Annotated in this window: 12 protein-coding genes and 1 pseudogene; 1 reads left to right on the top strand and 12 read right to left on the bottom strand. The window is 45.4% G+C overall.

Annotated elements, in window-relative coordinates; all coding sequences use genetic code 11:
- Window positions 1-4: 4 nt before the first annotated feature.
- Both AB4Z08_RS29555 and AB4Z08_RS29550 read right to left on the bottom strand, forming a co-directional pair.
- The gene (locus AB4Z08_RS29555) at window positions 5-1,975 is read right to left on the bottom strand and encodes a hypothetical protein (protein ID WP_441577394.1); all 1,971 of its coding nucleotides are present in this window, start codon (window positions 1,973-1,975) and stop codon (window positions 5-7) included.
- 33 nt (window positions 1,976-2,008) lie between these two features.
- Window positions 2,009-2,671 carry an NAD(P)H-binding protein gene (locus AB4Z08_RS29550; RefSeq protein WP_441577393.1) on the bottom strand — a complete coding sequence of 221 codons (663 nt, stop codon included), beginning with the start codon at window positions 2,669-2,671 and terminating at the stop codon, window positions 2,009-2,011.
- Window positions 2,672-2,745: 74 nt separating this feature from the next.
- On the opposite strand from AB4Z08_RS29550, the gene murB reads away from it, so the two are divergent.
- The gene (gene murB, locus AB4Z08_RS29545; RefSeq protein ID WP_441577392.1) at window positions 2,746-3,753 is read left to right on the top strand and encodes a UDP-N-acetylmuramate dehydrogenase; all 1,008 of its coding nucleotides are present in this window, start codon (window positions 2,746-2,748) and stop codon (window positions 3,751-3,753) included.
- A 105-nt stretch (window positions 3,754-3,858) separates the two neighbouring features.
- Here the strand turns inward: murB and AB4Z08_RS29540 are convergent, their stop codons facing one another.
- The 10 genes and pseudogenes from AB4Z08_RS29540 to AB4Z08_RS29495 form a co-directional block, all read right to left on the bottom strand.
- On the bottom strand, window positions 3,859-4,827 hold the full coding sequence (locus AB4Z08_RS29540) for a YpdA family putative bacillithiol disulfide reductase (protein WP_441577391.1): 969 nt from the start codon (window positions 4,825-4,827) through the stop codon (window positions 3,859-3,861).
- Between the two features lie 13 nt (window positions 4,828-4,840).
- Window positions 4,841-5,536, bottom strand: coding sequence for a type 1 glutamine amidotransferase (locus AB4Z08_RS29535; protein WP_441577390.1), 696 nt, complete (start codon window positions 5,534-5,536; stop codon window positions 4,841-4,843).
- A 39-nt stretch (window positions 5,537-5,575) separates the two neighbouring features.
- The gene (locus AB4Z08_RS29530) at window positions 5,576-6,457 is read right to left on the bottom strand and encodes a class I SAM-dependent methyltransferase (protein ID WP_441577389.1); all 882 of its coding nucleotides are present in this window, start codon (window positions 6,455-6,457) and stop codon (window positions 5,576-5,578) included.
- 124 nt (window positions 6,458-6,581) lie between these two features.
- Window positions 6,582-7,538, bottom strand: a complete 957-nt coding sequence (locus AB4Z08_RS29525; RefSeq protein ID WP_441577388.1) for a YeiH family protein — start codon at window positions 7,536-7,538, stop codon at window positions 6,582-6,584.
- Between the two features lie 93 nt (window positions 7,539-7,631).
- Window positions 7,632-8,468 carry a hypothetical protein gene (locus AB4Z08_RS29520; RefSeq protein ID WP_441577387.1) on the bottom strand — a complete coding sequence of 279 codons (837 nt, stop codon included), beginning with the start codon at window positions 8,466-8,468 and terminating at the stop codon, window positions 7,632-7,634.
- A gap of 76 nt (window positions 8,469-8,544) precedes the next feature.
- On the bottom strand, window positions 8,545-8,922 hold the full coding sequence (locus AB4Z08_RS29515) for a hypothetical protein (protein ID WP_441577386.1): 378 nt from the start codon (window positions 8,920-8,922) through the stop codon (window positions 8,545-8,547).
- A gap of 168 nt (window positions 8,923-9,090) precedes the next feature.
- The gene (locus tag AB4Z08_RS29510; protein WP_441577385.1) at window positions 9,091-9,669 is read right to left on the bottom strand and encodes a hypothetical protein; all 579 of its coding nucleotides are present in this window, start codon (window positions 9,667-9,669) and stop codon (window positions 9,091-9,093) included.
- 63 nt (window positions 9,670-9,732) lie between these two features.
- Window positions 9,733-10,164 carry a phosphohydrolase gene (locus tag AB4Z08_RS29505; RefSeq protein WP_441577384.1) on the bottom strand — a complete coding sequence of 144 codons (432 nt, stop codon included), beginning with the start codon at window positions 10,162-10,164 and terminating at the stop codon, window positions 9,733-9,735.
- A gap of 74 nt (window positions 10,165-10,238) precedes the next feature.
- A pseudogene (gene nagB / locus AB4Z08_RS29500) lies at window positions 10,239-12,167 on the bottom strand (glucosamine-6-phosphate deaminase); the annotation flags it as partial.
- A 237-nt stretch (window positions 12,168-12,404) separates the two neighbouring features.
- Window positions 12,405-14,699 (bottom strand): beta-N-acetylhexosaminidase, encoded by a 2,295-nt coding sequence (locus AB4Z08_RS29495; RefSeq protein ID WP_441577383.1) that lies wholly within the window; start codon window positions 14,697-14,699, stop codon window positions 12,405-12,407.
- Between the last annotated feature and the right edge of the window lie 119 nt (window positions 14,700-14,818).

Here is a 14,818-nt window from a genome sequence, read left to right as displayed (position 1 = left end):
GGAGCTATTCTTTTACCAATACCAGGTCCTGCTGTTGCACCTTGCGGATGGTGTTCAGCATTTGTCCGAATATACTTTTATTTTCCCCGTAAAAGTCCATTTGCCGGTACCACTCAACGATAAAGATATGCAGCACGTTACCTTCCTGTTCGCAGCGCATTTTATAACCCAATGCCGGTTGTGATCCTTTATCGCTGATATCTGCCGAAAAATCTCCTTTATTAGCTACTTTATATCCCGCCGGAATGGGTATGTTGATTCTTTTTTCCTGGTAATAGGGAAAAGACATCTGTATGGGTAATGTACCTGTTGGCAATGGGATATCAGCAGACAAGGTGCCCCCCAGCAGTTGACCAATATGGATATTGATCTGTGTATTTTTATTTTCTACGAGAGATGGTGTATTCAGTGTGCTGTTCAGCAATACAGGTTTATCCAGCATGCGGTTATTGAATACTTCGTTTTCTGTTGTTACTGCAGTTGGTTTTCTCACACCTGGTTCAAAAGGTAAGAGGGCATTGTATATTTTGAACTTTCCTTCCGTGGTTTTGCCGGTGATACCAAAGGCAGATTTAATATTTGCTCCCGGATAGCCGCCAAAAGATTGCTTCACCTCCCAGGCCGGGTCTGTGATTGATTTGAGGGTGGCATCTGTGGAAATATTACTAACGGTATAAGGTGTGATCGGAGTAGTGATGAAGTCGGTCAATACTTTGCTTTCCTGACCAATGAGGGTATCGCGGCAGCGCAGGGCAGGTATGCCAGCCCACAACGCCGGATAGCAGGGAAAGCGTGTATCCATATCCGTTGGCGCCAGTGCCTGCTGTGTTGTAGGGAAATACAGTAATATATTTTTGGCCAGCTGTCTGTTGACCAGCTGACTGTCCAGCAACAGGCTATCACGGGAAGAAGTGAACAGCACTTGTGTGGGGATATTCAGCATGTAATAGACGGCATTTAACAGGCGGGCCATACCTACTTTTTCTGCTCGTCTGGTACGGACAATGGAAATAAGATCCATTGTTTCGCCGGTTTCAGATGGTGGCGTGAGTTCAAAATTTGTTTTTACAAATTGTTCCACCAGGTAGATCATCTGCGTGGTAGGCATCCGTTGTTTCGTGAATGGCCATTTCTGCAGTTCTTTTTCCAATTGTTTGTATTCCGCTTTGGATACGGCTACCAGGGGAACATAACCCTCTTCGCCGAATTGTTGCCAGCGGATGCGGGTAGTATCTTTTCCTTCTATCGCCTCATGCAGTGCAAAATCAATACGCATGAGCTGTGGAAGGTAATAATACAGGTCGCTGTTTTTAAGTTCCGGCACATTTTGCATATTCAGCTGATAATAGCGGTTATTACCGGCTATGCTGTCGCTGAGGGCAGGTACACCGGGACTGGTTTTAAACCGGAATTCCAGCTCTTTAGGAGCCACCAGTTTGAAGCTCACATGGTTGCTGGGAATAGGTGATTGCAGGTATTCAGAGCTGGCATAATCGTATGCTACTTTCAGGCTCAGTTCATATTCCAGTTCTGCACCTGTCTGCAGTACGAGGTTGTTGACTACAAGGGCCTTGCGGTTATCATTCAGTACAATCATCCTGATCCTGTCATTGAGATCGGTGGCTTCTCCGTTGGGAGCGAGCATCCGCAGGCGCATCCCACGCAGCGCTTCGTTGATCTCTACTGTCATGATCAGTTGTGTCAAACTATCGGCAGCGGCTTGTGTATTGACTTTTACGTTTTTATAGATCGTTTTGTAGTGCGACCAGTTGTTGGCTTTATCCTGCTTACTCACATTGAAATCTCTTACCAGACGGTAATCGAGAATCGTATAAGGATGATCTGAGGAAGTGACCGTATGTAGCAGCGGCTTTTCTTTCCATATTTCAGGGAAATAACTATTTACCTGTGCCCGTATAGAACAGGGAAGCATTGCAATACCTGCAACAGCCAGAAGAAGGACCCATTTTTTCATACGTGCTAAAGATAAGACTGAATTTTCGGATTTTCATGAAGCCCCCATGCTTTGAATGGCATCGGATTCAAAGATACTGACACCGGTATCAGCGTGCTTTGTGGCGGCTATCATGGCATTGGCAACGGTTGCTGCTTTAATACCCCGGTATTTTTTCCATCTCCCCTGTAATAAAAAATAAAAGAGCTGGATAAGATATTTTCCTATCCTTTCGCCTAACCTGAATTCTTTCCGGGAGCCAATCAATACGGAAGGTCTGAAAATATATAAGCCCCGGAAGCGAAGGGATTGAATGGCTTCTTCAGTTTCTCCTTTAGTACGTAAATAAAAGTTGCGGGCATGGGGATCAGCACCAATGGACGACATGAGCGCAAATTGTGATACGCCTTGTTCATATGCTATCCTGGCACATTTTACAGGAATGCCATAGTCTACTTCCCTGAATTTTTCCTGGTTGCCGGCTTTTTTAATGGTAGTGCCGATACAGCAAAAAAGAACATCACCCTGTAGCGCAGATGCCAGGCGTTCTGCATCATCGAAATCTACGATAATACTTTCCAACCGGGGCCTGGCGTGCGCCCATGGCTGCCGGATCAGTATTTTCACTTTGCTGAAGGCGGGATCCTGCAGTAGCGCTGCCACAAGATGTGTTCCTGTTAACCCTGTTGCGCCTATGACAATCGCAGTTTTATTCATGAAAATGGATTATGAGATGTAGAAATTTCTAAGTGATTTGCGGTTATCTTTGCTGACCATAAATTTAGGTTATTATGCAGGTATCAGAAAATGTTCTGCTCAAATCATATAATACTTTTGGCATCGATGCTGTTGCGCGTTATTTCGCGTCATTTTCGACTGTAGAAGAATTGCGGGAAGTTACCGAACAACAACAGTTGCCCCAAATGATCCTGGGTGGCGGGAGTAATATCCTGTTTACGCAGGACTTTAACGGCTGGCTGCTGAAAAATGAAATTAAAGGAATTTCCGTAGTGAAAGAAGATAACGACTACGTATATGTGAAAGCAGGAGCAGGGGAAAACTGGCATCAGTTTGTGCAGCATTGTATAGGATTGAATCTGGCCGGCCTGGAAAATCTGTCGCTGATACCCGGTAATGTAGGAGCCAGTCCTATGCAGAATATTGGCGCTTATGGTGTGGAAATAAAAGACGTGTTTCATGAGCTGGAAGCCTTACACCTGAAAGACAGGAGCATCGTTACCTTCAATAATACAGATTGCCATTTCGGTTACCGGGAAAGTGTTTTCAAAAAAGAATACCGGCAGCAGTTTGCTATCTTATCCGTTACTTATCGTTTAAGTAAACAGCCGCATTTTAATACCAGCTATGGTGCTATCAATGAAGAACTGCAACGGATGAATGTATCCGATCTTTCTATACAGGCTATCAGCCAGGCGGTGATTAACATCCGGTCTTCCAAACTGCCTGATCCTGCAAAGATTGGCAATGCGGGCAGCTTCTTTAAAAACCCTACTATCAGCAAAGAACAGTATACTGCACTGCATGCTGCTTTCCCGCAGCTGGTGGCGTATCCTGTAGCTGATGAGCAGTTCAAACTGGCAGCAGGCTGGCTGATAGAGCAATGTGGCTGGAAAGGTTACCGTAAGGGTGACGCGGGGGTACACGCAAAACAGGCCCTGGTATTGGTGAATTATGGCCATGCCAAAGGCAGCGAAATATATGATTTATCTCAGCAGGTACTGGATAGTGTGGAAGAGAAATTCGGGGTGCTGCTGGAGAGAGAAGTGAATATATGCTGAAGGCATAAAGCGGAAAGCAAAAAGCTATTGAGGCGATTGATTAAAGCGAGTAACTACTTTACTATTCGCTTTAATCAATCGCCTCAATAGCTTTTGTTTTATGCCTTATGCGCTTCCCTTAATGTGTGCGATAATTTTTCCTGCATGCTCTCTTGAATTTTCAATGAACCACACATGTGTGTTCATTCCGCCACAAACCACACCAGCAAGGTAAATGCGGGGCATATTTGTTTCCATGGTGATAGGATTGTATGCCGGCATTTTTATGTTGTCGTCAGATAAAGCAATACCTGCTTTTTCCAGTAAATGGAAGTTTGGCTGATAGCCGGTCATCGCAATCACAAAATCATTTGGAATGGTGACGGTGCCATCGGGCGTTACAATATCAACTTCGCGTTCCCGGATAGCCTGTAAGGTGGAGTGAAAATATGCTTTGATAGATCCTTCTTTAATACGGTTTTCAATATCCGGTTTTACCCAGTATTTTACCCGGGAACCGATGCCCGACTGCTTTATCACCATGGTTACGCGGGCGCCTTTTCGATAGGTTTCCAATGCGGCATCCACTGCAGAATTAGCCGCGCCTATCACCACTACATCCTGTGTGGCATAAAAGTGAGGATCTTTGTAGTAATGGGTGACTTTAGGTAAATTTTCACCGGGGATCTGCATCAGATTGGGAATATCATAAAAGCCGGTAGCGATCACTACGTGCCGGGTATGATAAGTAGCTTTGCTGGTGGTAATCGTATATTCGCCGGCGTTAGGTATTACCTGTTCCACTTCTTCAAACAGCCTTATATTCAGCTGATGAGAAGTGGCTACTCTACGATAATATTCCAATGCTTCCGGCCTGGTAGGCTTGGGATTGATGGATACAAAAGGTACATTCCCGATTTCCAGTCTTTCTGAAGTAGAAAAGAAAGTCATGTACAAAGGGTAGTTATAGAGAGAATTTGTTACACAGCCTTTTTCTATGATAATATAGTTAAGTCCGGCTCTCTTGGCTTCCAGTGCGCAGGCGAGACCAATGGGACCTCCACCTATAATCAGCACATCAAACGCAGCATTCATACAATCAGTTTTTTTATAGCGCCGCCATATAATCCAGCAGACGATACATGATATCATTATTTTGTGTCAGCAGGTTTTCGTGCTGATGTATTTTATCTTCACTTTGAATAAAGGAACCACCGGCAGCGATAGTAGCAGCACCAAAAGTCAGCATCTCCTGCAAACTTTCCCGGGTGAGTTCCATATGAAATTGTAGGCCTATTACACGGTCACCGTAAATGAATGCCTGATGGCTGCAGGCTGCTGAGGCAGCAAAGCGGGTAGCGCCGGCAGGAACATCGAAGGTATCGCCGTGAAAATGAAAAGTGTTGAAATGTGCCGGCAGTACTGCCTGCAGTGGTGCGGCCTTATCCTGGAAGCTGAGATCCAGCGGATACCAGCCGATTTCAGTTTGCGTATGCGGGTATACGTTAGCTCCAAGTGCAGTAGCTACCAGCTGTGCCCCCAGGCATATACCGAGTACTTTTTTATTTTGCTGGATAGCCTCCAGGATGAGGGCTATTTCGCTGGACATCCAGGCATGCTGATCCTGTTCATATACACCCATTGGACCTCCCATGATAATGAGCCATTCCGCGTTGGCAAGTGCAGTGGCGTCTGTATTTTCATACCAGCGGGTATGAGTGATGGTATGGTTTCCTTTGGCCGCCCAGTCAGCAATGCAGCTTAATCCTTCAAAAGGCACATGTTGAAAGTAGTGAATATGCATATGCGGATTGGTAAAAATGATTTACCGAAGATACGGCTGCTATTTCACTTCTACTCTCATTACCCTGAAATATTCGTAGCCTTTCATTTGCTTACTTTTCTCTCCGAAGTATTGTGCGCGGTAGTCTGCGGCACCACCATCATAACGGACTTTCATATCGTGCGCATCAAGATAGGCATGGAGTTCGGCCGGACACATTCCGAAATCCCAGTCTTCACCGGCGCGACGGAGTAGCCGGTTTACCTTTTCAAAACCATAAAATGCTTTCGGATTTTCCAGCACTGCTTTTTCTACATAGGTAAAGATGGCTTGTGTGCCGGGACTGAATTTTCTGATGTGATGAAAGATCGCTTCTCCTTGTTTGGCTTCCATGGTGGAGGTGAGTCCTTCCCAAATAAATAATGTTTTATAATGCTGGCGATAGAATAGCTGGGGAATGACTTCTGAAATCTGTTGGGTATTCATATTCAATTGTACGTAATCTATCGGTACGTTGGGTAATCCTTTCAATGAGGCCAGCATGGTACGTTTGCGATGCTGAAGATCCGGATGGTCCATTTCCACATAATGCAGTGGTAAGCCTACCTTTAAGCGATGTGCTCTGGTATCATATGTGGCGTGCAGAATAATGACCTGGTTCACACCTTCATTTCTGACCGCATCCACGATCATGTCGTCAATTAATTTTGTTCTGGCTACTGCGGCGGTGAAAGTACCGGGCCAGCGAAATTGTATACCTGCGGTGATGATATTGCGGAACAGTGAAATACTGCAACAGGCCAGTAAAAGCTGGTAGAATTTTGACAGAAATACAGCGGCGAACGGATCATGAAGCAATCGTTCTTTTTCCGGTTTGGTACTCTCAATAGCACGGAATGCAGCCATATAGGTACCCGATTTGGTGGCGGGAGACCGGCTCATGAATTACGTGTAGTCATATTTGTTATTGGATCTGGTTACCTGGTTATTTTGGTTGCGTCTCTGAACTATAATCAAATATATGTAAAAATGAGAATTAGATTATCATGGGATTTTTCCCGGTATGTTACACCAGGGCGCAAATAGCTATCAGCGTAGCAGTGCTGATAAACACCCATAATAAAACTCCTTGCAGTAAAGGCTTCCGTCCAATACCCCGCAGTGATTCTCTGCTGAGATTGGTACCTATCAGGAACAGGGTGAGTGATAAACCGGTTTTGGCGCTTTGCACCATAAATGGACCTGTTTGTTGTACAAACGGCACCCAGGTATTGAGTAGCATGGCGATTACAAAAATGGCGATGAACCAGGGGATTTTTATTTTGCTGCCGGCTGTTTTGAAAAGCAGGGTGGTGATAAATGCTACAGGAATAATCCAGAGCGCGCGTGACAGCTTTACGGTGGTGGCTATTTGAAGGGCTTCCCCGCCGTATTTGTTGGCAGCGCCTATAACAGAGCTGGTATCGTGAATAGCGATGGCGCACCATAATCCAAATTGTTGCTGGGATAAATTCAGCAGGTGGCCCACGGCCGGAAATATGAACAGTGCCAGGGCATTGAGTAAAAAAATGATGCCCAGTGCAACGGAAATTTGTTTTTCTCCGGCTTTCATCACCGGTGCGATAGCCGCGATGGCGCTACCGCCGCAGATGGCGGTACCACAGGAAATCAGGTGGGCTGTTTTTTTATCAACGCCCAGCAGTTTACCTAAAATAGCCCCGGTGATCAGTGTGGCAGCAATGGCGGTGATGGTAAACCCCAAACCTTCTCTGCCTGCTTTCAATGCGCTGTGTACGTTCATGCCAAACCCCATTCCGATAATGGAGAGCTGCAGCAGCCAGTGGGTGATGCGTGGAGTAGCCACCGGAAATGGGTTACCGGTAGTTTGTGCCAGGGCAAAGCCCAGAAGCAGTGCTACCGGTGGTTGTACGATGGGCAGCAAAGTAGTGGCTGCTGCGGTGAGGAATATTATTTTAGCCGTGTTGTCGGCTAACCAGGCGCCTGCTATCTTCTGTTGTTGCATACACGAACATTTGTAATGAAACACAAAGGTCCGTATCTGCAGTACCGAAGTCAAATGCTGATAAGTGATAGCTGATAACTAAAAGTTATGACCTTAATCAACAGAGAGAATGAACTTGTTAAACTTCCCTGCAAAATCTTCTTTCAGCATTTTATCAATGCCATTGAGATAGTTCACGGTAAAACCGCGTTGCAGGCGGCGGGCGGTACTGCCATCCAGTTGCAGTGGACGGGAGTGTAGTACGCCTATAAGTTGTTTGCCCTGGAAAACAAGGGCCACGCGATATAATGGACTGGGATCATCTATACCGCTTTCATAGTTGAAATACAGTGTATAAGGCTTAAGAGCTGTTTCTTCTTCCAGTTTAAAATTGCGGATGAAAGGCTGCATATCATCTGTACTGCGGCCGGCATGTTGTTTCAGGTAGCTGGTGAGTGCGGTTTCTATAATAGAGCCATTCCGGATATTTTTCTTTTCCGTGTAGCCATTAATGGTAGCCCACATTTTTTCGCCATTGGTAGATACGGGTAATTTCATATCCCGTTGCAATACACCGGCAGTTACGCCGTTTACCTTTATTTTGCGACCTTTCGTGAACAGCGGTTTGCTGAACTCTTCCTTTGTAATATCAAAATCCACGCTAACGGGATACCAGTCTTTTTTTACGGGGGCACAGCGCAGGGGGATATAGTCCAGCAGCGATACCATTGGTTCGCCATCGGGATTATTATATATCGTGGCGCCTCCGCTGATTCTTTCGCTGATGATAGGCGCAACGGCGCCTGCTATTTTAGGGGTGTTACTTTTCTTAGTGCTGTTCCTGGAGGTAGTGGTTTCTTCTTCGTTATCGTATTTGCTTTTGTTTTTCAGATCGCACGATACTAGTAATACTGCCAATGCGAGGCAGGACAAGTGTTTGTTGAGATGCATATGGTAAAATTACTGTTTAATGGGGATGGAAGGGACTCCGGCTTCCATCTGTGCTGCATCCGCACAAAGATTGGGCCTAGAATTCGGCGTATATAACGGTATCGGCTATTTGAAGGCGATGAATTTGTTTCATAGTGGAAAACGGGTCCAGGGGAGACCAGTCGGATGAGGTATAGAGTTGTATTTTTTTACCACGTAATTGTTGTTCCAGTGTATTTAATGTGATGCCCGTATTGGATTTGCGGGAGATATAATAAATTTTTGGATCGTTTTTCAGGTGAACCATGATCCCGGGAGGGCCATTTTTCACTTCCTGTACAATACCACTGGTGGGTACACAATTCTTTTTATTTGCCTTATGGGCAGAGGGAATACCGGAAATGAGCAATACCAGTATTAAAGCGGCAACCAGCAACAATGCTGCGATACCTTTTTTGTTGGCTTGTTTATTCATGATCGGTTGGCGTAAGTCAGGTTAGGTACAGTTATTTCAATTTACGAAATATAAAAATAAAAATAGAAGTAGCAAAAGTAAATTATGGCTGGCGATGACTGCGTTGCTTTCGCAGTAGCGCTAAAAAAAAGAGGGTGTCTGTTGAGAGACACCCTGCTATATAAGATCTTATTTTTCTTTTTTTCCGTTGGCGTCGGTTTCTTCTTCCCAATCATCATTGTCGTCCCAGTCATCTTCCTCATCGTCCCAGTCTTCTTCCTCTTCTTCAATGAGAAGGCTTTGTTCTGAGCCGGGTTCTATGTCGTTATCACGCCAGTAGGCTACAATTTCATCTGCTTTCTTTTGCACGGGTGCAAAATCGGTGATGTTGCTGCCTTCAAATGCGATTTCCACATCGGGCATTCCTTTGATTGTATTGAAGCAATCCTGCAGGAGGGAGATGTTCACGGGTGCATTGCGCAGTGCGCTGTATGACAGCCGGATGGCATCGAATGGGCCGCTGTTGTGAAATACTTCTTCCCCGTTGAGCATGGGAAAAAGCCATACCAGCACGTCGTCGCCGGTATCTTCGCTATTGAGGATACCGAAAAAATCATCGAGTTGTTCAAAACCCAATGGTGCCAGTTGTGCAAAAAATTTGTTCCTGGGCGGAAATTTAGGATGCTCTTCTCCTGTAATTAAGAATAATTCACCGAATCTTGGCTTCTCTTTGGCAAACCTAAAGTCAATGAGGATATCGTTTTCCATTGATGGCTATTCTGTTTTCTATTGTAATTTAATAGTTTAATCGGAAGGTATTGAAAAAAAATTCTACTGGATAATGGCTGCGGCAATTCTCCGGTAGGCATGCAGGTATTTGTTGAGGCGGGTAATATCGTGCTCTTTTACGTCTGTCATACGCCTGATATCCATATTATCTGTCAGGTCATTGAGTTTGACCATACAGGCGAGGCGGTTCTGAAGGGTCCGGGCTACAAAATGGTCATAGTCTTCGTCTTCTTCCAGTTTGGTCACGCAATAAAGGGCTGCCAGCAGGTGTGGAGGCAGTCCTTCCTGCTCCAATGCTTCAAAGGTCCAGTCGGTGTCTTCCACCAGGTCATGTAATACACCTACTATTTTCTCGTCCTCGGTGCGGCCCAGTTGCATTACCCGGAATACATGTCCTATATAAGGCTGTCCGTATTTGTCTACCTGGTCTTTATGGGCCTCCGTGGCTATTTCTATTGCTCTGGTCAGATTCATATTAAAAAATTCAGGGATTTTCTCCTGCCTGGTTTTAGCCGGGGGCAGTAGAAAATCCCTAAATTAAAACTTATTTACATAAAATGATAACGTACGAATGCTTCCATCGCGGCATATTTCTGTAAGCCTAAGCGGTCGTAGAGATCAGCGGTGTTAGCGTTACGGTCTTCCGCACGTTGCCAGAATTCACGCAGATCGGTACCCTGGAAAGGCACCACATCTTTCTGACTCTGGTGGATGAAGATACCCAGGCGTTTCTGCATTACCTGGTCAGGGCTCATTGGTACAGCCATTTCAATTTCATGGATTTCCCATTCCTGCCATGCACCTTTATACAGCCATACCCAGCAATCTTTCGCCCAGTCTTCTGTTTTCACGATGTCGAGTGCAGCGAAAATAATGTCCAGGCATACCTTGTGGGTACCATGTGGATCGGCGAGATCACCGGCACAGAAGATCTGCTGTGGTTTCAGTTTACGGAGCAGTTCTACGGTGAGGGCTACGTCTTCAGGACCCATTGGTTTCTTTTCCACCAGACCGGTTTCATAGAAAGGCAGGTTCATGAAGTGCGCATTGTCTTCGATACCTACGTAACGGCAGGTAGCTTTCGCTTCGCAACGACGGATCAGCCCTTTAATAGCGCGGATTTCCGGTGTATCTTTCTGACTTGGTTTCTTGGTGCGGATAAACGCTTTCGCTTCATCCAGGATCAGGGAGCTTTTGCTCTTGTCGATGTCGAACATACCTTCAAACCCTACTGCGAAGTCAATAAAGCGCAGGAGAAATTCGTCTGTTACGGCAATGTTGCCGGAAGTCTGGTAAGCTACGTGTACATCATGCCCCTGTTCGTGCAGGCGGATGAAAGTACCACCCATAGAGATGATATCGTCATCAGGATGCGGAGAGAAGATCAGTGCACGTTTTTTAGCCGGTTCAGAACGTTCCGGATGCGCCGGTAACTGCGGACCTGGTTTACCACCAGGCCAGCCGGTAATGGTATCGCGGATAGCGTTGAACTCTTCAATATTCAGCTCATAGGCAGAACCATATTGTACGATCAGGTCGTTCAAACCATTTTCGTTATAGTCCTTATCGGTGAGCATCAGGATAGGCTTATTCAGTTTCAGTGCCAGGCTGGTTACTGCCTTGCGGATCAGACCCGGAGTCCATTCGCAATCGCCGGTGAGCCATGGTTCATTGAAACGGGTAAGTTCCGCTGCAGCCTGTTCATCAATGATGAATTTGCAGTTCGGATGCTGTTGCAGCAGGGAAGCAGGTACCTGGTCGGTACTGTGCCCTTCTACAGAGCGGCGTACTATTTTGGATTTATGGGAACCCCATGCCATCAGCAAAATGCGTTTTGCCTTGAAGATGGTGCTCAGACCCATGGTGATCGCCAAGCGAGGCACCTGGCTCATGTTAGGAAACTCGTATGCGTTGGCCAAACGGGTGCTGTTGTCCAGTGTAACGAGACGGGTATGTGAATTCATATTGGCACCTGGCTCGTTGAAACCAATATGGCCGTTGTTACCAATACCCAATACCTGGATATCAATACCACCTAACGATTCAATGCGCTTATCGTATTCTTCACAATATTTTTTGATCTGATCTTTCGGAATCGTGCCATCCGGAATAAAGTATTGTCCTTCCGGTATATCAATGTGATTGAACAGGTGCTCTTTCATAAAGCGGTTGTAGCTCTGTAAAGCATCCGGCTCTATCGGATAGTATTCATCCAGGTTAAATGTTATTACATTTTTGAAGCTCAACCCTTCTTCTTTGTGCAAACGTACCAGTTCTGCATAGAGATATTTAGGAGTGGACCCTGTTGCCAATCCTAAGATACAATTTTGACCGGCAGCCTGTCTTTCGCGGATTAACGCGGCAATTTCATGCGCTACTGCTTTGGAACCCTCTTTGGCAGAAGGATGTATTTCCACAGCAATTTGTTCAAAGCTGTCGATCAGTTCGATTTCCTGATGATTAATCGTCATTTGTAAACGTTTTTGATTAGATGCGGTTTAAAAACGAGCCGGAAAATTAAAGAAATTACTGCTAATGCGCATTATTATTTAGCAATATTTAAATTATATTTCTTTAGCTTGTAATGAACCATTTAATATTTGATCTCGTTAATATGTTTAGCATACAGCGGTTGAAGGCCGTATCACATATTTTGGTGTAGGAGTCATAAGATGAAAACCGTTCGCGCAATTGCACGGACGGTTTTCTGATTTTTAGTCAATTATGAACTCATCAGCAAACAACCATGCGGGGCTGCCTGCTCCTGCTGCACCAGCAGGGATCTTACCAAAGTTCTGCATCTGCACTTTTACAAAACGACCACGTACCTGTTGCAGTTTGCCACGTACTTTGTTAATGCCTTGTTGCGCAAAGGCGGTTTGTTTGTATACTTCTTTATAAGTCTTACCATCATCAGATACAGAAAATACCACCTGTTTAGGTGGATAAATCCAATCTCCTTTATCATTGATGGTATTGATACCTACCAGCTGAATTGCCTGGATACTATCCAGTTCTACCACTGCTTCCATATTGCTGCCCTTGAAACCAAACCACTCGCCATTATCATAGCTGGCATTGCCTTCCAGGCCATTTACCAGTGTAAACGTACTGGCAGGGCTATGACTTTTATCTGCTGCGGATGCCAGGGTTACTTTTTTAGCCATCCCTTTGTGAAAGATGAACGTCTGGCTAAATTCGTTGCCAAAAGGTTTGCCATCCAAAAACACCTGCGCGCGGATAGTGCCTGCATGGCTGATTTGTATCGCTTGCGTATAAGGAGTCGCCTGAGGGGTAGGGGCAGTACTATCGGTGGTGAAAAATATTTTACCACCATCCAGCTTACTGGCTAATACTACCTGTACGCCACCTTTACCATTATCGGCTACAGTACCGGTTACTTCAAATACATGTTTGGCATAGTTCACTTTTTTCAGATCCAGTCGTTTTACATGTACTTTCAGCCTGTCAACAAAGTTGTCGTAATTACGTTTGTCTTTCGGTGACCACAATACTTCTGATAATGCAGAGGCACGCGGATACACCATGTATTCCATGTAGTCGTTGTTGCCGATATATTCTGACCAGAGATTGGCTTGTGCGCCTTTAATATATTTTGCCTGATCGCTGTTAAGCTCTGTCGGCACCGGCTCGTAGGAGTATACTTTGTTTACCGGAAGGAATCCGCCGATGGCTAATGGCTCGTTGGGACTTTTAGACTGGTAATGATCAAAGTAGCAGAATTCACCGGGTGTCATGATCACATCATGCTTTTGCTGAGCTGCAGTAATGCCGCCTTCAATACCTCTCCAGCTCATTACAGTAGCATTAGGAGCCAGGCCACCTTCCAGGATTTCATCCCAGCCAATGATCTGACGACCTTTGCTGTTCAGGTATTTTTCCATACGCTGTATGAAATAGCTTTGCAGCGCATGCTCATCTTTCAGGCCTTCTTTTTTCATGCGGGCCTGGCATTTAGGACATTTTTCCCAACGTACTTTGGGGCATTCATCTCCACCAATGTGAATGTATTTGCTGGGGAACAGCGGTAATACTTCATCCAGTACGTCCTGTAAGAACAGGAATACACTGTCGTTGCCTGCGCAGAACACATCATCATATACGCCCCAATGGGTACCTACTTCGTATGGTCCGCCGGTGCAACCCAGGTTAGGAAAGGCCGCGAGTGCTGCCAGCGCATGACCTGGCATTTCAATTTCAGGAATAACGGTTACAAAATGGTCAGCAGCATACTTTACCACTTCTTTTACCTGTTCCTGTGTGTAATAGCCACCATAAGGTTTGCCATCGTATTTGTTGTCGGAATAACGACCTGCCATGGTTTCCTTCCTTTTGGAAGCAATTTCCTGCAGACGTGGATATTTTTTTATTTCAATACGCCAGCCCTGATCGTCTGTAAGATGCCAGTGAAAGGTATTCATCTTATGCATCGCCAACAGGTCGATGTACTTCTTCACAAATTCTACTGAAAAGAAGTGACGGCTTACATCCAGGTGCAGCCCGCGATAAGCAAAGCGTGGGGCATCGGTGATGCTTACACCCGGTATGTACATGGCATGTGCTTTTTCCACGGGTAGCAGCTGGATGAGTGTCTGCACACCATAGAAGGTGCCACTGCTGCTGTTACCGTTGATGCTCACATTATTGTGATCTGCATTCAGCGTATATCCTTCTGCGTTAGTAGTATCATTGCCGGTGTGGAGCAGGATGGCATTTTTATCTCCCTGGTCTTTTATTTCCAGTTCATACCCGGTCAGTTCTTTCAGCCACGTATTAAATAAGGCAGCTGTTTTTTTATCGCTTTCATTGGTAGCAACGATGACTGTTTGCTTATCCAGCAAAAAGGAATCTGCTTTTTCGCTGATGCTGGCAGGCATAGGAATGATGCTCACCTTACCTTTCGGAGCAGTGGTCTGTTGGGAGCCGGAGCAACTCCACAGTCCTGTTGCCGCTGTTAGTAAGCACAGGAGCGCTTTTTTCATTGTCATATGTTGGATTGTTTTTTTATTGTTTGGTAGAAAGGATAAAGCGTAACGCAAAAAGCTATTGTAGCGGAGATATAAGTTATAGCGTTTTAGTATTCGCTACAATAGCTTTTTGCGTTACG

Origin of the sequence: Chitinophaga sp. RAB17 (assembly GCF_052114225.1) — a bacterium.
In the GTDB taxonomy this organism is placed as follows: domain Bacteria; phylum Bacteroidota; class Bacteroidia; order Chitinophagales; family Chitinophagaceae; genus Chitinophaga.
The sequence above is the reverse complement of the archived record's forward strand: the minus strand, read 5'-3'. Positions and strand labels throughout refer to the sequence as shown.